General features: G+C 73.2%; 19 protein-coding genes. 8 read left to right on the plus strand and 11 right to left on the minus strand.

What is annotated here, in order from left to right:
- Nucleotides 1-25: 25 nt before the first annotated feature.
- Both ACIP2X_RS27965 and ACIP2X_RS27970 read left to right on the plus strand, forming a co-directional pair.
- Nucleotides 26-784 (plus strand): FMN-binding protein, encoded by a 759-nt coding sequence (locus ACIP2X_RS27965; RefSeq protein WP_401677645.1) that lies wholly within the window; start codon nucleotides 26-28, stop codon nucleotides 782-784.
- Nucleotides 777-1,577 (plus strand): FAD:protein FMN transferase, encoded by an 801-nt coding sequence (locus tag ACIP2X_RS27970; RefSeq protein ID WP_401677649.1) that lies wholly within the window; start codon nucleotides 777-779, stop codon nucleotides 1,575-1,577. Before ACIP2X_RS27965 ends, ACIP2X_RS27970 begins: the two co-directional genes overlap by 8 nt.
- Before the next feature lie 34 nt (nucleotides 1,578-1,611).
- On the opposite strand, the gene ACIP2X_RS27975 is transcribed toward ACIP2X_RS27970, so the two are convergent.
- Nucleotides 1,612-2,448 (minus strand): class I SAM-dependent methyltransferase, encoded by an 837-nt coding sequence (locus ACIP2X_RS27975; protein WP_401677652.1) that lies wholly within the window; start codon nucleotides 2,446-2,448, stop codon nucleotides 1,612-1,614.
- A gap of 91 nt (nucleotides 2,449-2,539) precedes the next feature.
- On the opposite strand from ACIP2X_RS27975, the gene ACIP2X_RS27980 reads away from it, so the two are divergent.
- On the plus strand, nucleotides 2,540-3,025 hold the full coding sequence (locus ACIP2X_RS27980) for a helix-turn-helix domain-containing protein (RefSeq protein WP_401677655.1): 486 nt from the start codon (nucleotides 2,540-2,542) through the stop codon (nucleotides 3,023-3,025).
- On the opposite strand, the gene ACIP2X_RS27985 is transcribed toward ACIP2X_RS27980, so the two are convergent.
- From ACIP2X_RS27985 to argC, 5 genes are read right to left on the minus strand one after another with little or no spacing between them, the layout of a single operon-like run.
- Complete coding sequence (locus tag ACIP2X_RS27985) at nucleotides 2,955-3,500, minus strand: arginine repressor (RefSeq protein ID WP_401677658.1); 546 nt, start codon at nucleotides 3,498-3,500, stop codon at nucleotides 2,955-2,957. The two genes, ACIP2X_RS27980 and ACIP2X_RS27985, sit on opposite strands and share 71 nt — an antisense overlap.
- A gap of 7 nt (nucleotides 3,501-3,507) precedes the next feature.
- A complete protein-coding gene (locus ACIP2X_RS27990) occupies nucleotides 3,508-4,707 on the minus strand; it encodes an acetylornithine transaminase (RefSeq protein ID WP_401677661.1) in 1,200 nt (399 codons plus the stop codon).
- Nucleotides 4,704-5,618, minus strand: coding sequence for an acetylglutamate kinase (argB, locus tag ACIP2X_RS27995; RefSeq protein WP_401677664.1), 915 nt, complete (start codon nucleotides 5,616-5,618; stop codon nucleotides 4,704-4,706). Before argB ends, ACIP2X_RS27990 begins: the two co-directional genes overlap by 4 nt.
- Nucleotides 5,615-6,766 (minus strand): bifunctional glutamate N-acetyltransferase/amino-acid acetyltransferase ArgJ, encoded by a 1,152-nt coding sequence (gene argJ / locus ACIP2X_RS28000; protein WP_401677667.1) that lies wholly within the window; start codon nucleotides 6,764-6,766, stop codon nucleotides 5,615-5,617. The genes argB and argJ overlap by 4 nt, the downstream gene beginning before the upstream one ends.
- A gap of 49 nt (nucleotides 6,767-6,815) precedes the next feature.
- Nucleotides 6,816-7,844, minus strand: coding sequence for an N-acetyl-gamma-glutamyl-phosphate reductase (gene argC / locus ACIP2X_RS28005; RefSeq protein ID WP_401677670.1), 1,029 nt, complete (start codon nucleotides 7,842-7,844; stop codon nucleotides 6,816-6,818).
- Between the two features lie 228 nt (nucleotides 7,845-8,072).
- Between argC and ACIP2X_RS28010 the strand changes: the two genes are divergently transcribed.
- Nucleotides 8,073-8,516 carry a DUF6314 family protein gene (locus tag ACIP2X_RS28010; RefSeq protein WP_401677673.1) on the plus strand — a complete coding sequence of 148 codons (444 nt, stop codon included), beginning with the start codon at nucleotides 8,073-8,075 and terminating at the stop codon, nucleotides 8,514-8,516.
- Here the strand turns inward: ACIP2X_RS28010 and ACIP2X_RS28015 are convergent.
- The 4 genes from ACIP2X_RS28015 to ACIP2X_RS28030 form a co-directional block, all read right to left on the minus strand.
- Nucleotides 8,498-9,091: a histidine phosphatase family protein gene (locus ACIP2X_RS28015; protein ID WP_401677675.1), complete on the minus strand. Its 594-nt coding sequence runs from the start codon at nucleotides 9,089-9,091 to the stop codon at nucleotides 8,498-8,500. The two genes, ACIP2X_RS28010 and ACIP2X_RS28015, sit on opposite strands and share 19 nt — an antisense overlap.
- Before the next feature lie 115 nt (nucleotides 9,092-9,206).
- Nucleotides 9,207-9,644 (minus strand): GNAT family N-acetyltransferase, encoded by a 438-nt coding sequence (locus ACIP2X_RS28020; protein WP_401677678.1) that lies wholly within the window; start codon nucleotides 9,642-9,644, stop codon nucleotides 9,207-9,209.
- 56 nt (nucleotides 9,645-9,700) lie between these two features.
- Nucleotides 9,701-10,090, minus strand: a complete 390-nt coding sequence (locus ACIP2X_RS28025; protein WP_401677680.1) for a hypothetical protein — start codon at nucleotides 10,088-10,090, stop codon at nucleotides 9,701-9,703.
- 31 nt (nucleotides 10,091-10,121) lie between these two features.
- On the minus strand, nucleotides 10,122-11,594 hold the full coding sequence (locus tag ACIP2X_RS28030; RefSeq protein ID WP_401677683.1) for a PLP-dependent aminotransferase family protein: 1,473 nt from the start codon (nucleotides 11,592-11,594) through the stop codon (nucleotides 10,122-10,124).
- On the opposite strand from ACIP2X_RS28030, the gene ACIP2X_RS28035 reads away from it, so the two are divergent.
- Nucleotides 11,593-12,501: a DMT family transporter gene (locus ACIP2X_RS28035; protein WP_401677686.1), complete on the plus strand. Its 909-nt coding sequence runs from the start codon at nucleotides 11,593-11,595 to the stop codon at nucleotides 12,499-12,501. The two genes, ACIP2X_RS28030 and ACIP2X_RS28035, sit on opposite strands and share 2 nt — an antisense overlap.
- Before the next feature lie 95 nt (nucleotides 12,502-12,596).
- Nucleotides 12,597-12,797: a DUF1918 domain-containing protein gene (locus ACIP2X_RS28040; RefSeq protein WP_365451345.1), complete on the plus strand. Its 201-nt coding sequence runs from the start codon at nucleotides 12,597-12,599 to the stop codon at nucleotides 12,795-12,797.
- Nucleotide 12,798: 1 nt separating this feature from the next.
- Here the strand turns inward: ACIP2X_RS28040 and ACIP2X_RS28045 are convergent, their stop codons facing one another.
- Nucleotides 12,799-14,022 (minus strand): glycoside hydrolase family 10 protein, encoded by a 1,224-nt coding sequence (locus ACIP2X_RS28045; RefSeq protein ID WP_401677690.1) that lies wholly within the window; start codon nucleotides 14,020-14,022, stop codon nucleotides 12,799-12,801.
- Between the two features lie 162 nt (nucleotides 14,023-14,184).
- Between ACIP2X_RS28045 and ACIP2X_RS28050 the strand changes: the two genes are divergently transcribed.
- Both ACIP2X_RS28050 and ACIP2X_RS28055 read left to right on the plus strand, forming a co-directional pair.
- Entirely contained in the window at nucleotides 14,185-15,060 is an 876-nt protein-coding gene (locus ACIP2X_RS28050; RefSeq protein WP_401677693.1) for a 3-hydroxybutyryl-CoA dehydrogenase, read from the plus strand.
- Nucleotides 15,061-15,253: 193 nt separating this feature from the next.
- Nucleotides 15,254-15,511, plus strand: a complete 258-nt coding sequence (locus ACIP2X_RS28055; RefSeq protein WP_189699615.1) for a hypothetical protein — start codon at nucleotides 15,254-15,256, stop codon at nucleotides 15,509-15,511.

The raw sequence follows: 15,511 nt of genomic DNA on the forward strand, positions 1-15,511 counted from the left end.
ACGGGTCATCAGGAGACCGGCAACCATGAAGAAGAGCCACCCCGTCCGGCGTGCCGTGCTCGCCACCGCCGCCACCGTGTCCGGCATCGTGCTGCTGCTGTCGCTGAAGCCGGCGAGCGATCCCGGCTCCGCCGCGGCGGCGCTGCCCCAGCAGCCGCCGGGCGCGGCGGCCCCCCAGGGCGGAGCGCAGGCCGCGGGCACCGCCACGGTCACCGGGGCCGTGGCCCGGACGCAGTACGGGCCCGTGCAGGTGCGGCTGACCGTGAGCAACGGGAAGGTCACCCTGGCCGAGGCGGTGCAGGCGCCCAGCGGCGGGCAGAGCACCCAGGTCACCGCCGACGCCGTGCCCCGGCTCAACCAGGCCGCCGTGACCGCGCAGAGCGCGCAGATCGACGCGGTGTCCGGGGCCACGTACACGAGCGCGGGCTACAAGGAGTCCCTCCAGTCGGCGCTGGACAAGGTGCCGGCGAGCGGCGGCCCGGGCGGGCAGGGATCCGGCCAGGAGCAGGCCGCGCGGACGGTCACCGGGGCCGTGGCCCGGACGCAGTACGGGCCCGTACAGGTCCGGATCACCGTCAGCGGCGGGAAGATCACGCAGGCCGAGGCGGTCCAGGCGCCCAGCGGCGGGCAGAGCACCCAGGTCACCGCCGACGCCGTGCCCCGGCTCAACCAGGCCGCCGTCGCGGCGGGCGGCGCCGACATCGACGCCGTCTCCGGGGCCACGTACACCAGCGGCGGCTACCGGCAGTCGCTGCAGTCGGCGCTGGACCAGGCCGGTGGCTGAGCCGGTGACGGAGCGCGCCCCGGCTCCCGCCGCGCTGCGCCGGGCGGAGGAGGTGATGGGGACCGTCTTCTCCTTCGACGTCCGCGGCGGGGATCCGCGCACCGTGCGCTCGGCCCTCGACGTGGCCGTCGCGGGGCTGCACCGGGTCGACGCGGTGTTCAGCACCTACCGCGAGGACAGCCAGATATCCCGGCTCGGGCGTGCGGAGACGACCGTCGCGGAGTGCGACCCCGAGGTCGCCGAGGTGCTGGAACTGGCCGCCGAGGCGGAACGGGTCAGCGAGGGATGGTTCAGCGCGAGGTTCGAGGGCCGGCTGGACCCGACCGGGATCGTCAAGGGCTGGGCCGTGGAACGGGCGGCGCGGCTGCTGGCGGCGGCCGGGGCGAGCGGGGTCAGCGTCAACGGCGGAGGGGACGTGCAGTTGCTCGGCGTGCCCGGCGCGGAGCGGCCCTGGCGGGTGGGGGTCTCCGATCCGCTGCGTCCCGGCGGGCTGGCGGCCGTCGTCTCCGCGGCCGGCGCCCGCGAACTGGCCGTCGCGACGTCCGGCACCGCCGAACGCGGCGCGCACATCGTGGACCCGCGCACCGGCAGGTCGGCGGTGACCGACCTGCTCGCGGTGACGGTCGTCGCCCCCTGCCTGACCTGGGCGGACTGCTGGGCGACGGCCGCCTTCGCGAGGGGCGCACGCGACGGCCTGGCCTGGCTGGAGTCCCTGCCGGACGTGGAGGCGCTGCTGATCACGGCGGGCGACGAGGTGTGGTGCACGGGCGGCCTGGCCGGCTGGCTGGGGTGAGCACGGCAGTCGGACGGGAGGGCCCGGACCGGTGCTAGGCCCGGGCGCCGACCAGCCAGCAGGCCGCGGTGAAGCCGGCCTCTCCCGCGTCCACGTACGGGGCGAAGGCCGTGCGGAGCGTCTCGACCACCTGTGACCTGGTCGGCTCCTCCACCTGGTGGAGGACCCGGCCCACGGGGCCGAGCAGCGTGAAGTACCGCTCCAGGTCCTGCTCCGGCATCGCGCACCGGACGTCGAGCGGTGCGACGGTTACCTCCGTCCAGCCGCTCTCGTCGAGGATGCCGCGCACCCGCTCGGCCCGCGCGAAGGCGAACTGGCCCGGCCCTTCCGGGTCACGGGGCGGCAGGTCGGGCAGCAGCGGCGCGGCCGCCCGCTCGGCCGTCGTCATGAAGGGGTTGTCCTCGGGACCCCGCCAGACGACGAGCCGCAGCTCCGCCCCCGGCCGTGCGGCGCGCCGCAGATGGGTGAAGGCGCCGACGAAGTCCTCGAAGAACATCACGCCGAACCGGGAGAGGACCACGTCGAAGCCGTCCGGCGCGAAGGCGTGTGTCGCGGCGTCGGCGTGGAGGAAGCGGACCGGCACGCCCTCCCGCTCGGCGCGCGCCCGGGCCGCCTCGATCATCGGCTCGGCGACGTCGACGCCGACGCAGGCGCCCTCCGCGCCGGCCCGGCGCGCCGCCGCGACGGTCGTCGCGCCCGTGCCGCAGCCGACGTCGAGGACGCGCGCCCCGGGGCCGACCGGCTCGGCGAGCACCGCCTCGAACGGCTTGAACAGCACGTCCATCAGGTCCTGTGCCGCGACCCAGTTGCGCCCGGCGGTCCCGCTCCACAGTGCCTTCAGTGCCTGCGCGTCGCGGCCTTCGGCGGTCATGGCCTCTCCCCTCGCTCGCTGTCGACCTGCGCTTGCCGTCGACATGTCCTGCGCGTACGGTGCCAGTTCAAGTCGGCTTGAGGTCAAGGTCATGGCGGATCCGGACATCGCGGAAGTGGCGCGGCGCTCCGGCGTACCCGCCTCGACCCTGCGTTTCTACGAGGAGAAGGGCCTGATCTCCTCCACCGGGCGACGGGCCGGCCGGCGGGTCTTCGATCCCGGGGTGCTGCGGCGGCTGGCGCTGATCGCGATGGGCCGCGCCGCCGGTTTCTCGCTCGACGAGATCGCGCTGATGTTCGCGCCCGACGGACGGCCCCGACTCGACCGGCCGACGCTGCTGGCGAAGGCCGACGAGCTGGACGACACGATCCGGCGGCTCACGGCGATGCGGGACGGACTGCGGCACGCGGCGGCCTGCCCCGCGCCGAGCCACATGGAGTGCCCGACCTTCCGCCGCCTGCTGAGGGCGGCGGAGTCGGGGGCGGCGAGCGTGCCGCGGGCCCGGCTCAGTGGGCGTTCTGCGCCAGCCGCAGCAGATGGTCGGCGAGCGCCTGCCCCCCGTCCGGCTGACGGCTGATCAGCAGCAGCGTGTCGTCACCGGCGATCGTGCCCAGGATGTCGTGCAGTTCGGCCTGGTCGATCGCCGAGGCGAGGAACTGGGCCGCGCCCGGCGGGGTGCGCAGGACCACGAGGTTGGCGGACGCCTCGGCGGAGATGAGCAGTTCCTGGGAGAGCCGACGCATCCGCTCCTCCTTCGCCGACCCTCCCAGCGGGGCGCGCGGGGTGCGGAAGCCGCCCTCGCTGGGCACCGCGTAGATCAGGTCGCCGTCCGTGTTGCGGATCTTCACCGCGTTCAGCTCGTCCAGGTCGCGGGAGAGCGTCGCCTGAGTGACGGTCAGCCCGTCGTCGGCGAGCAGCTTCGCCAGCTGGCTCTGGGAGCGCACCGGTTGCCGGTTGAGGATGTCCACGATCCGGCGATGGCGTGCGGTGCGGGTCTGCGGCACCGCAGGCCCGTTGAGTCCCGCGTGCCCGTTGTCCTGCGCCTGGCTCATCGTCGTCTCATTCTCCGGCTCGTCCGTCCCCGTGACTTGCGTCGAGGACACCGGGCAGCGCCCGGAGCAGCGCCTCCACCTCGTCGTCGCCGAGGTTCAGCGGCGGCATCAGCCGTACGACGTCGGGGGCGGGCGCGTTCACCAGGAGACCGGCGTCCTGGGCCGCCTGCTGGACCTGCGGCGCGAGCGGCTTGGTGAGCACGATACCCAGGAGGAGCCCCGCACCCCGGACATGGTCGATCAATCCATGGTTCAGGGACTCGATTCCTTCCCGCAACCTCTCGCTCTGCCGCTTGACGTTCTCCAGCAGCCCCTCGCTCGCGATGGTGTCGAGCACGGCGAGTCCGGCGGCGCAGGCGACGGGGTTGCCGCCGAAGGTCGTGCCGTGGTGGCCGGGCCGGAGCAGCTCGGCGGTCCGGCCGAAGGCCACCGTGGCGCCCAGCGGCAGGCCGCCGCCTAGGCCCTTCGCGAGCGTGACGACGTCCGGCAGGACGCCCTCGTGCGCCTGGTACTCGAACCAGTGGCCGGTCCGTCCCACGCCGGTCTGCACCTCGTCGAGCACCAGCAGCGAGCCGGTGGCGGCGGTGATCGCGCGGGCCGCCTTCAGATAGCCGGCGGGCGGGACCACGACGCCGTTCTCGCCCTGGACGGGCTCGATGACGACGAGTGCCGTCCGGTCGGTGACCGCGGCGGCCAGCGCCTGCGCGTCGCCGTACGGGACGTGGGTGACGTCACCGGGCAGCGGCAGGAACGGGGTCTGCTTGGCGGGCTGGCCGGTCAGCGCGAGGGCGCCCATGGTGCGGCCGTGGAAGCCGCCCTCGGTGGCGACCATATGGGTCCGGCCGGTCAGTCGGCCGATCTTGAAGGCGCCTTCGTTGGCCTCGGCGCCGGAGTTGCAGAAGTAGACCTTGCCGTCCCGGCCGAACAGCTGGAGGAGGCGCTCGGCGAGCGCCACGGGCGGCTCGGCGACGAACAGGTTGGAGACGTGTCCGAGGGACGCGATCTGCCTGCTGACCGCCTCGACGACGGCGGGGTGCGCGTGCCCGAGCGCGTTGACCGCGATGCCGCCGACGAAGTCGAGGTACTCCTTGCCGTCGGCGTCCCACAGCCGCGCGCCCGCGCCGCGCACCAGCGGCAGCCGGGGGGTGCCGTAGTTGTCCATGAGCGCGTCCCGCCAGCGCTCGGTCAGTTCCTGGTTGGCACTCATTCGGCGTCCCCCTCTGGCGCGTCCGGCACGACCATCGTGCCGATGCCCTCGTCGGTGAAGATCTCCAGCAGGATCGAGTGCTGGACCCGGCCGTCGATGACACGGGCGGTGGTGACGCCGTGGCGCACCGCGTGCAGGCAGCCCTCCATCTTCGGCACCATGCCGGACGACAGCTCCGGCAGCAGTTTCTCCAGCTGGGAGGCGGTGAGGCGGCTGATCACCTCGTCGCTGTGCGGCCAGTCCTCGTAGAGGCCCTCGACGTCGGTGAGGACCATGAGGGTCTCGGCGCCCAGCGCAGCAGCGAGTGCCGCAGCCGCCGTATCAGCATTGACGTTGTAGACATGTCCGTCGTCCTCGGAACGGGCGATCGACGACACGACCGGGATCCGGCCGTCCGCGAGCAGTGCCTCGATCGCGCCCGTGTCGATCGCGGTGATCTCGCCGACCCGCCCGATGTCGACGAGCTCGCCGTCGATCCGGGGCCGGTGCTTGGTGGCCGTCATGGTGTGGGCGTCCTCGCCGGTGATGCCGACGGCCAGCGGCCCGTGCTGGTTGAGCAGCCCGACCAGCTCGCGCTGCACCTGCCCGGCCAGCACCATGCGGACGACGTCCATGGCGTCCTCGGTGGTGACGCGCAGGCCCGCCTTGAACTCGCTGACGATGCCGTGCCGGTCGAGGGCGGCGCTGATCTGCGGGCCGCCGCCGTGCACGACGACCGGCTTGAGGCCGGCGTGGTGCAGGAACACGACGTCCTGGGCGAACGCGGCCTTCAGCTCCTCGTCGACCATGGCGTTGCCGCCGAACTTGATGACGACGGTCCTGCCGTTGTGGCGGACCAGCCAGGGCAGCGCCTCGATGAGGATCTGGGCCTTGGGGAGCGCGGTGTGCTTGCGCGCGGGTGGGTTGCTCATGAGGAGTAGGCGCTGTTCTCGTGGACGTAGTCGGCGGTGAGGTCGTTGGTCCAGATCGTGGCGGTCTCGGAGCCGGCGGCGAGGTCGGCGACGATGTGCACCTCGCGGTAGCGCATGTCGACCTTCTCGCGGTCCTCGCCGACACCGCCGTTCTTGCAGACCCAGACGCCGTTGATGGCGACGTTCAGCCGGTCGGGCTCGAAGGCGGCGGACGTGGTGCCGATCGCGGACAGGACGCGCCCCCAGTTGGGGTCCTCGCCGTGGATCGCGCACTTGAGGAGGTTGTTGCGGGCGATCGAGCGGCCCACCTCGACGGCGTCGTCCTCCGTCGCGGCGCCCACCACCTCGACCTTGATGTCCTTGCTGGCGCCCTCGGCGTCGCGGATCAACTGCTGGCCGAGGTCGTCGCAGACCTGCCGTACCGCCTCGGCGAACTCCTCCTGGGCGGGGGTGACGCCGGAGGCGCCGGAGGACAGGAGCAGGACGGTGTCGTTGGTCGACATGCAGCCGTCGGAGTCGACCCGGTCGAAGGTGACCCGGGTGGCCGCGCGCAGCGCCTCGTCGAGGGCCGCGCCGTCCATCTCGGCGTCCGTGGTGAGGACGACGAGCATGGTGGCGAGGCCCGGGGCGAGCATGCCCGCGCCCTTGGCCATGCCGCCGACGGTCCAGCCGTCCTTGGTGACGACGGACGTCTTGTGGACGGTGTCGGTGGTCTTGATGGCGATGGCGGCCTTCTCGCCGCCGTGCTCGGAGAGCTGGGCGGCGGCCGCCTCGACGCCGGGAAGCAGCTTGTCCATCGGGAGCAGTACGCCGATGAGGCCGGTGGAGCAGACGGCGACCTCGATCGCGCCCCTGCCGAGCACCTCGGCAACCTTCTCGGCGGTGGTGTGCGTGTCCTGGAAGCCCTTCGGTCCGGTGCAGGCGTTGGCGCCCCCGGAGTTGAGGACGACGACGGACACCTGGCCGCTGTTCAGGACCTGCTCGGACCAGAGCACGGGCGCGGCCTTGACCCGGTTGGAGGTGAAGACGCCCGCGGCGGCGCGGCTGGGTCCGTCGTTGACCACGAGGGCCAGGTCCGGGTTGCCGTTCTCCTTGATCCCGGCGGCGATGCCGGCCGCGGTGAATCCCTTGGCTGCCGTGACACTCACTGCGTCTCCTCGTTCGCTTCGGCGGCGGCCGCCGCCGGCAGGTGCCGGCTCACGGTGCGACTCCGATCGTGGAAAGGCCCAGCGCCTCGGGGAGTCCGAGGGCGAGGTTCATGCTCTGGACGGCACCGCCCGCGGTGCCCTTGGTCAGGTTGTCGAGGGCGCTGATCGCGATGATCCGTCCGACGGCCTCGTCGTAGGCGACCTGCACCTGTACGGCGTTGGACGCGTGGACGGACGCCGTGGCGGGCCACTGCCCCTCGGGGAGCAGCCGGACGAAGGGCTCGTCGGCGAAGGCCTTCTCGTAGGCGGCCCGGACCGACTCCGCGGTGACGCCCGGCCTCGCGGCGGCGGTGCAGGTGGCGAGGATCCCGCGCGGCATCGGGGCGAGGGTCGGCGTGAAGGAGACGCGGACCCGTTCCCCGGCCGCCGCGCTGAGGTTCTGGATCATCTCGGGGGTGTGCCGGTGGCCGCCCCCGACGCCGTAGGGGGACATGGAGCCCATGACCTCGGAGCCGAGCAGATGGGGCTTGGGCGCCTTGCCCGCGCCGGAGGTGCCGGACGCGGCGACGATCACGGCCTCGGGCTCGGCGAGACCGGCGCCGTACGCCGGGAACAACGCGAGGGAGACGGCCGTGGGATAGCAACCGGGCACCGCGACACGCTTGGACCCCTCCAGCGCAGCGCGGGCACCCGGCAGTTCGGGAAGGCCGTATGGCCAGGTTCCGGCGTGCGGGGAGCCGTAGAACCGCTCCCAATCACCGGCGTCCTTCAGACGGAAGTCGGCACCCATGTCGACGACGAGGACCTCCGGGCCGAGCTGCTCGGCCACGGCGGCGGACTGCCCGTGCGGCAGCGCGAGGAACACCACGTCGTGGCCCGCGAGCGCCTCGGCCGACGTCTTGCTCAGCACCCGGTCGGCCAGCGGGGGCAGATGCGGCTGGAGTGCGCCGAGCCGCTGGCCGGCGTTCGCGTTGCCGGTCAGGGCACCGATCTCGATCTCGGGGTGGGTGAGGAGCAGACGCAGGAGTTCTCCGCCCGCGTATCCGCTCGCTCCGGCCACTGCCGCACGTACCGTCATGAACCCTCCTCCTGGATGGCATGACTATACGTTTCGTTGCACGTTTATGCAATCCCGGGTCGTGGCCCACACCATCGGACCGCAGGATCAAGCCACCCTCCCCCGCCGCCGGTGACCGCCAGGGGACGACCCGCCGAACCTTTGGAAAAGCCCCGGCCGCCGGGACGGCAGGATGGGAGGGTGCGCGGACGCGTGGGCGGGTCGCGGGAACGGACGGGAGCGGGCGGGATGGGCGAGTTCTGGCCGGTGCCGGAGGTACTGGCGTATCTGGCCGGGCGCTGGCAGGTCCGGCGGTCGGTGCGGGATCTCGCGAGCGGGGACGAGGGACGCTTCGAGGGCGCGACGGCGTTCGGCCCCCTGGAGGGCGGGGGCCTGCTGCACGAGGAGTCCGGCACCTTCGTCTGGCGGGGCGTGGCCCGGCCGGCCGAGCGCACCCTGCACTTCCTGCCCGGACCCGCGGCCGGGACGGCGGACGTCCGCTTCGCCGACGGCCGCCCCTTCCACCACCTCGACCTGACGACGGGCCGGTACGTCGCCGACCACCCGTGCTCGGCCGATCTGTACCGGGGCGAGTTCACGGCGCGGGACGAGGACGGCTGGCGCTCGGTGTGGCGGGTGCGGGGCCCGGCGAAGGACCTGGTGCTGACGACCCACTACACGCGCGTGGGCTGAGCCGGGCCGCTCTCCAGCCGCAGGTTCCAGCGCCCCGCGCGGCCCGTGACCGTGGTCGTGGACAGGGAGCAGACGTCGATGCTCCAGTACGTGGCGGGCGGCACCTTCAGCGCGTACACCAGCGCCGCGCGGATCACCGAGGGCTCCGCCACGGCGACGATCCGGCCGCCGTCGTCGACCGGCCGGGTGTCCAGCCAGTGGCCGACGCGCGCGATGAACGTCAGCAGCGCCTCACCGCCGTGCGGCGTGGAGCGCGGGTCGGCGAGCCAGGCGTCCACCGCCTCCGGCTCCCGGGCCATCGCCTCCCCGAGCGTGAGCCCCCGCCAGCGCCCCATGTCGCAGTCGCGCAGCGCGAGCTGCGCCAGCGGGGCGTAGCCGAGTGCCTCGCCGGTGGACCGGCTGCGGGGAGTGGGCGAGCAGTAGCGCAGCTCCGCCGCCGCGAGCGGCAGCAGGTCGCGCGCGACGCGCTGGACCTCGTCCCAGCCCGCCTGGTCCAGCGGCCGGTCGTCCTCGAAACGTTCCGCGAGCAGCGGGGCGCTGCGCGCGGCGGCGACGAACGTGACCCGAAGTGCCATGCGGGGATCGTGCGCCCGGAGAGTGGGCAGGTCAAGAGGCGTTACCTGGGGGTTATGGAGGCGTCGCGAAACAGCTCTTCCGCGGCGCCGGAAGCCCGGGACGAGACGGTACAACTCACGCGAAGTACAGCGCCATCCATTCCTCGGGCCGCTCCAATGGCGCGAATCCGGCCTTCTCGTACACGCCGTGCGCGTCCCGCGTCGCGAGCAGCACGCGGCGCACGCCGTACCCGCGCAGATGCTCGCGCAGGGCCTCGACGAGCGCCGTGCCGATGCCCTTGCCGCGCACCGACGGATCGACGTACACATCGCAGAGCCAGGCGAAGGTGGCCCGATCGGTGACGACCCGGGCGTAGGCCACCTGATCCCCCGAAACGATCTCGTACACACCGAAGTTCAACGATCCGGCGATGGCGCCGTCCTGCGCCTCCCGCGACCGCCCCCTCGCCCAGTAGGCGTCCCCCGACAGCCAGCGGTGCACCCGCTCGGCGTCGATCCGCCCGGTGTCGGCGGACAACTCGTATCCCTCGGCAAGATTCGGCACAGCGTCCATGCCGGGAGGCTCGCAGGTGACGGGAGCGCGGTCGAGGGATTTTCGGCGATCGCCGCTCACCCGCGGGAGGTGGCGGAACTCCCCTCGCGTGCGACGCTGCGCGCCCACAGCACCAGCGGGACCTGGAGGGGCAGGCGCGCCAGGGCCGCGTTGCGCAGCGGCGCGGGCCGGTGCCGCCAGTCCACCGCCATCTGGACGTTGGCGGGGAACACCCCGACGAAGAACGCCGCCGCGGCCCGTGCGGTGGCCTGCCGCGTCCTGGGCACCGCAAGCCCGGCGGCCAGGGCGAGCTCCACGGCGCCGCTCGCGTACGTCCACGCCCGCGGCGGGCCGGGGACCGCCCGGGGGACGATCGCGTCGAACCGGCGGGGGGCGACGAAATGCGCCACGCCGGCGGTCGCCAGCAGACCGGCGAGCATCAAGGGCGAACGCGTTGACCGGGCCACGGTGCCTCCTCGGGGTGACGTGGCCGCGATGTTACTGGACGGTAGGGGCGGGCTGTCCACTCCTGGCGGCACCGAGGGTCTCGTCACAGGCGGCCCGCAGCCGCCGTACCCCTTCGGTCACCTCCCCCGTCCCGGCCACCGCGGCGAAACTGAGGCGGACATGGCTCGCCGGGGGTTCGGCACTGAAGTAGGGGCGTCCGGGGGCGAGGGCCACCCCGGCGCGCAGGGCCGCCGCGGTGAAGGCGGACTCGTCCGTGCCGTCGGGAAGGCGGAGCCAGAGCTGGTAGCCCCCCGAGGGGATGTGCGGGAGCGCGAGCTCGGGCACGTGCAGGGCGAGCGCCGCCGTCATCGCGTCCCGGCGGGCCTTCAGCTCCGTCGAGACGGCGCGCAGATGGCGCGGCCAGGCGGGCGAGCCGACCAGTTCCAGCGCCGCCTCCTGCAGGGGTCTGGGCACGAAGAAGGTGTCGACCACCTGGATGGCCCGCAACCGCTCCAGCACGGGCCCGCGCGCCACCAGGGCGCCCACCCGGAAGCTCGGCGAGGTCACCTTCGTCAGCGAGTACACGTGCACGACCACACCGTCGGGGTCGTCGGCGGCCAGCGGGCGCGGCAGCGGCCCGGCGTCCGCGTGCACCAGCCGCCGCACGAAGTCGTCCTCGACCACGAACGCCCCGGCCTCGCGGGCGATGCGCAGCACCTCGGCGCGCCGCTGCGGGGCGAGCACCGCGCCGGTGGGGTTCTGGAAGAGCGGCTGGCAGATGAAGACCCGTGCCCCGGTGGCCCGGAACGCGTCGGCGAGCAGCGCCGGCCGTACGCCGTCCGCGTCCACCGGCACGGGCACCGGCCGCAGGCCCGCCGCTCGGGCGATCGCCAGCATGCCCGGGTAGGTCGGCGACTCCACGAGGACCGGGGCACCGGGCGGGGCCAGGGCGCGCAGGGCCGTCGTGAGCGCCGACTGGCCGCCCGAGGTGATCAGCACCTCGGCGGCGGTGACCGTGTCGCCGATGCTCCGCGCGAACCACTCGCGCAGCTCCGGCAGGCCCTCCAGCGGTGGCCGCCCCCAGGCGCCCGGCCGGCGGCCCGCGCGGGACAGCGCCGCCGCCATGGCCTTCTCGGGCTGGAGGGAGGGATGCAGATAGCCGCCGTTGAACTCGATCACTCCCGGCGGCGGCACCGCGAGCGAGACGGTGACCCCGGAGGCGTCGACGGTGCGCGGCACGAGCTCGGCGGCGGCGTCCGCGCTGAGCGCGACCTCCTGCCAGGAGGTGTCGGCCACGGGTGCGCTCCCGGCGCGCGGCCGCGCCCGGAAGGCGCCGGCGCCCGGCCGGGTGACGACCAGCCCTTCGGCGGCGAGCTGGGCGAGGGCCCGGGAGACGGTCACCGGACTCACCCGGAAGCGTTCGACGAGCGCCCGACTGGACGGGAGCTTTCCACCAGGTGAGTAGTGGTTGAGTTCCCGTCGCAGCCGATTCGCCAGGTCAGCGACGCTGCTACTCTGTTGCATGAAGACACAGGGTAGCGCTATCGCACCGAGCGGGATAGCAGTCAGCGGCCGGCCGAAGGCCTCTCTCGGCACCCTGCAGGCCGCGCTCGGCGTCACCGCCTTCTCCCTCACCTTCCCGGCCACCGCGTGGGGCCTCGAAGGCTTCGGGCCCTGGTCGCTGGTCGCCGTGCGGAGCGTGCTCGCGGCACTGATCGCGGGTGTGTGTCTGCTGGCCCTGCGTGTTCCGCTGCCCGCGCGGCAGCACTGGGCGGGCCTCGCGGTCGTCGCCGGCGGGGTCGTCGTCGGCTTCCCGCTGCTCACCACGCTCGCCCTGCGGACGTCGACCACCGCGCACGCCGCGGTCGTCGTGGGCCTGTTGCCGCTGACGACCGCGCTGATGTCCGCCCTGCGCATGGGCACACGCCCGTCCCGGACCTTCTGGGCGGCCGCGCTCGCGGGCGCGGCCGCGGTGCTCGCGTTCACGGTCCAGCAGAGCGGCGGCGCCCTGTCGACCGCCGACCTCTACCTCTTCGGGGCCCTGCTGGTGTGCGCCGCCGGCTACACCGAGGGCGGGCGGCTGGCACGCGTGATGCCGGGCTGGCAGGTGATCGGCTGGGCGCTGGCCCTGTGCCTGCCGCTGACCGTGCCGGCCGCGGTGCTGGCCCTGTCGCACGAGCCCGTGCAGCTCACCTTCCACAGCGTGGCCGGCGTGCTGTGGGTCGCGGCGGGCTCGCAGTTCCTGGGCCTGGTCGTCTGGTACCGGGGCATGGCGGCGATCGGCGTCCCGAGGGCCAGCCAGTTGCAGTTGGCCCAGCCGCTGCTCACACTGGTGTGGTCGGTGCTGCTGCTGGGCGAGCACCTGACTGTGGCGGCCCCGTTGACGGCCGCGGCCGTGCTCGTCTGCATCGCCGTCACGCAACGGGCGTGAGGCCGAGCGGCGTTCGCACCGGTACCGGCCGGGGCCGTCCGCCGTAGACTCGACGTCGAGGACCGCTGCTCCCGCATATCGTGAGGAGGCCCCAGATGCGCGCAATCGTGGGCGACCAGCTTGTCCAGCACGGCAGGGTGGTCGGACAGCACGACAAGGTCGGCGAGATCGTCGAAGTGCTCGGCCAGAAGGGCGAACCCCCGTACCGCGTCCGCTTCCAGGACGGGCACGAGGGCCTGTGCTCACCGGGACCCGACACCGAGATCCGGCACCGCGAGACCACCACCGGGCGGTGATTCAGCGCGGGGGCGCCGCCCGCTGCTGGTAGTGGTCGGCGACCACCCGCGCCATGGCCCCGTGCGCGTCCTGGGACACCTCCCGGGCGGCGAAGTAGACGTGCCCGCGCACCTCCGGACGGGCGCGGGCGAGCGTCAGGTGCCGGGACAGCTCCGCCGGGTCCCGCCAGCTCGCCGCCTGCGCCGGATCACCGGCCTTGTACAGCGCCTCCCCCACGTACAGCTGCGTCTTGGTGCCCCGCGCCACCTCCGCCCACCAGGGGACGAGCTTGGCGTAGTCGGCCGCGGCGTTGCCGATGTGCCAGTACAGCTGCGGGCAGATGTAGTCGATCCAGTTCTCCCGGACCCACTTGCGGGTGTCCGCGTAGATGTCGTCGTACGACTGCAGCGCCCTCGTGTCCGAACCGCGCGGGTCGGTGGAGGCGTTGCGCCACACCCCGAACGGGCTGATCCCGAACCGGGTGCCGGGGCGGATCTGCTGGATGCGGGTGGCGGTGTCGCGCACCAGCCGGTCGACGTTGTCGCGCCGCCAGGCCGCGCGGCTCGGGAAGGCGCCTCCGTGGGCGTCGTAGGCGTCGTCGTCGTCGAAGGTCTGGCCGGCGATCGGGTACGGATAGAAGTAGTCGTCGAAGTGGACGGCGTCGACCGGATAGCGCGCCACCGCGTCCAGCATCGCGTCCCGCACGAACGTCCGGACCTCGGGCAGCCCGGGGTTGTAGTAGAGCTTCCCGCCGTGGCGCACCACCCAGTCGGGGTGCCGCCGGGCCGGGTGGGAGGCGACGAGACGGCTCGGATCGGAGTGCGTCGCGATCCGCAGCGGGTTGAACCAGGCGTGCAGTTCCAGCCCCCGGGCGTGCGCCTCGGCGACCGCGGTGCCGAGCGGGTCCCAGCCGGGGTCGCGGCCCTGGGTGCCGGTCAGGTACTGCGACCACGGTTCGTGCGGCGAGGGCCACAGCGCGTCGGCCGTCGGCCGCACCTGGAGGATGACGGTGTTCAGCCGGCGCCGGGCCGCCGCGTCGAGGTGGGCGAGCAGCTCGGCCCGCTGCACGGCGGCGGACAGGCCGGTGCGCGACGGCCAGTCGCGGTTGCCCACGGTGGCCACCCACACGCCCCGCATCTCCGATGTGGCGCGGGGCCGCCGCGCGGGGGCAGCGCCCGCGTCGCCCGCCGTTGCCAGCGTCGACAGCGCGGCCAGTGCGAAGGCCCGGCGTGACAGCCGTCCCATGGACAACACCCCTGTACTCTGCGGATCAACTCGGTCACGGATCGTCTCCGCGGCACAGCATGCCCCCACCCGTGCGATCGATCATCGATACTTACGGGTAACGTGCACGAACGGAGCAGGCACCGAACCGGGAGGACCTGCCGAGTCAGCGAAGGGGACGATGTGACGGGCATCCCAGCGGGCGACATCACGCGCGTCGGAGTCGTGGGCTGCGGCCAGATGGGCGCGGGTATCGCCGAGGTGTGCGCCCGCGCCGGACTGGACGTGAAGGTCGCCGAGACCACCGGCGAGGCCCTGGAGATCGGCCGTACCCGGCTGTTCAACTCCCTGTCCAAGGCGGCCGAGCGCGGCAAGATCAGCGAGGAGGAGCGGGACGCCACGCAGGCGCGCCTGAGCTTCACCACCGACCTCGGCGAGTTCGCCGACCGTGACCTCGTCATCGAGGCAGTGGTCGAGAACGAGCAGGTCAAGACGGAGATCTTCCAGGTGCTCGACCAGGTGGTGACCCGTCCGGACGCCATCCTCGCCTCGAACACCTCGTCCATCCCGCTGGTCAAGCTGGCGGTCGCCACCTCACGCCCGGACCAGGTCGTCGGCATCCACTTCTTCAACCCGGCGCCGGTGCAGCAGCTGGTCGAGCTGATCCCGGCGCTCACCACCGCCGAGGGCACGCTCTCTCGCGCCCAGCTGTTCACCGAGAAGACGCTGGGCAAGCACAGCATCCGCGCCCAGGACCGCTCCGGCTTCGTGGTCAACGCGCTGCTGATCCCCTACCTGCTCTCCGCGATCCGGATGTTCGAGTCGGGCATCGCCAGCCGCGAGGACATCGACAACGGCATGGAGATGGGCTGCGCCCACCCGATGGGCCCGCTGAAGCTGTCCGACCTCATCGGGCTGGACACGGTGGCCTCCGTGGCGCAGAGCATGTACGAGGAGTACAAGGAGCCGCTGTACGCCGCTCCGCCGCTGCTGCAGCGGATGGTCGACGCGGGCCGGCTGGGCCGCAAGAGCGGCTCCGGCTTCTACACCTACGGCTGATTACGGTCGGTAGGTTTTCGGCCAGGCGCGGGCCCGGCACCGGTTCTCCGGTGCCGGGCCCGCGGCATTCACACACCGTGTGCACGCCGGGCACGCATATGCCCCGCGCACACGCTCCCCACGTGCCCACCAGGCGAGTTGACTCATGTTGCGCATGCAAGGGATGTGATTCGACTACGGAAAGGAGCGGTCCGTGACCGCCGATCCGGAGCATTCCGTCGTCCACGGTGAACTCGCAGAGTTACGGCGCCGACTAGACGTGGCGTACGCACGGGTCGAGGGCGGGCTGGCGTTGCTCAGCCACCGCACCGAGGAGACGACCAAGGAACTGGACGAGCTGAACACCCGCCTCGTCACCCTGGAACACGCCCGCTGGCCCCTGCCGTCGGTCGCGGCCGTCACGGCCGTGGGCGCCCTGGTCGTGTCCCTCTGGCAGGCACTGGGGCGGTAG

It is taken from the genome of Streptomyces sp. NPDC089424, assembly GCF_044749345.1.
Lineage (GTDB): Bacteria > Actinomycetota > Actinomycetes > Streptomycetales > Streptomycetaceae > Streptomyces.

Bases quoted from the DNA above. Each gene is read 5' to 3' on its own strand.
- ACIP2X_RS28035 (WP_401677686.1), top strand. From the start codon at position 11,593: ATGAAGACACAGGGTAGCGCTATCGCACCGAGCGGGATAGCAGTCAGC.
- ACIP2X_RS27985 (WP_401677658.1), bottom strand. From the start codon at position 3,500: ATGAGCCAGGCGCAGGACAACGGGCACGCGGGACTCAACGGGCCTGCG.
- ACIP2X_RS27990 (WP_401677661.1), bottom strand. From the start codon at position 4,707: ATGAGTGCCAACCAGGAACTGACCGAGCGCTGGCGGGACGCGCTCATG.
- ACIP2X_RS27980 (WP_401677655.1), top strand. From the start codon at position 2,540: ATGGCGGATCCGGACATCGCGGAAGTGGCGCGGCGCTCCGGCGTACCC.
- argB (WP_401677664.1), bottom strand. From the start codon at position 5,618: ATGAGCAACCCACCCGCGCGCAAGCACACCGCGCTCCCCAAGGCCCAG.
- ACIP2X_RS28010 (WP_401677673.1), top strand. From the start codon at position 8,073: ATGGGCGAGTTCTGGCCGGTGCCGGAGGTACTGGCGTATCTGGCCGGG.
- ACIP2X_RS27975 (WP_401677652.1), bottom strand. From the start codon at position 2,448: ATGACCGCCGAAGGCCGCGACGCGCAGGCACTGAAGGCACTGTGGAGC.
- ACIP2X_RS28015 (WP_401677675.1), bottom strand. From the start codon at position 9,091: ATGGCACTTCGGGTCACGTTCGTCGCCGCCGCGCGCAGCGCCCCGCTG.
- ACIP2X_RS28030 (WP_401677683.1), bottom strand. From the start codon at position 11,594: ATGCAACAGAGTAGCAGCGTCGCTGACCTGGCGAATCGGCTGCGACGG.
- ACIP2X_RS28040 (WP_365451345.1), top strand. From the start codon at position 12,597: ATGCGCGCAATCGTGGGCGACCAGCTTGTCCAGCACGGCAGGGTGGTC.
- ACIP2X_RS28045 (WP_401677690.1), bottom strand. From the start codon at position 14,022: ATGGGACGGCTGTCACGCCGGGCCTTCGCACTGGCCGCGCTGTCGACG.
- ACIP2X_RS27965 (WP_401677645.1), top strand. From the start codon at position 26: ATGAAGAAGAGCCACCCCGTCCGGCGTGCCGTGCTCGCCACCGCCGCC.
- ACIP2X_RS28020 (WP_401677678.1), bottom strand. From the start codon at position 9,644: ATGGACGCTGTGCCGAATCTTGCCGAGGGATACGAGTTGTCCGCCGAC.
- argC (WP_401677670.1), bottom strand. From the start codon at position 7,844: ATGACGGTACGTGCGGCAGTGGCCGGAGCGAGCGGATACGCGGGCGGA.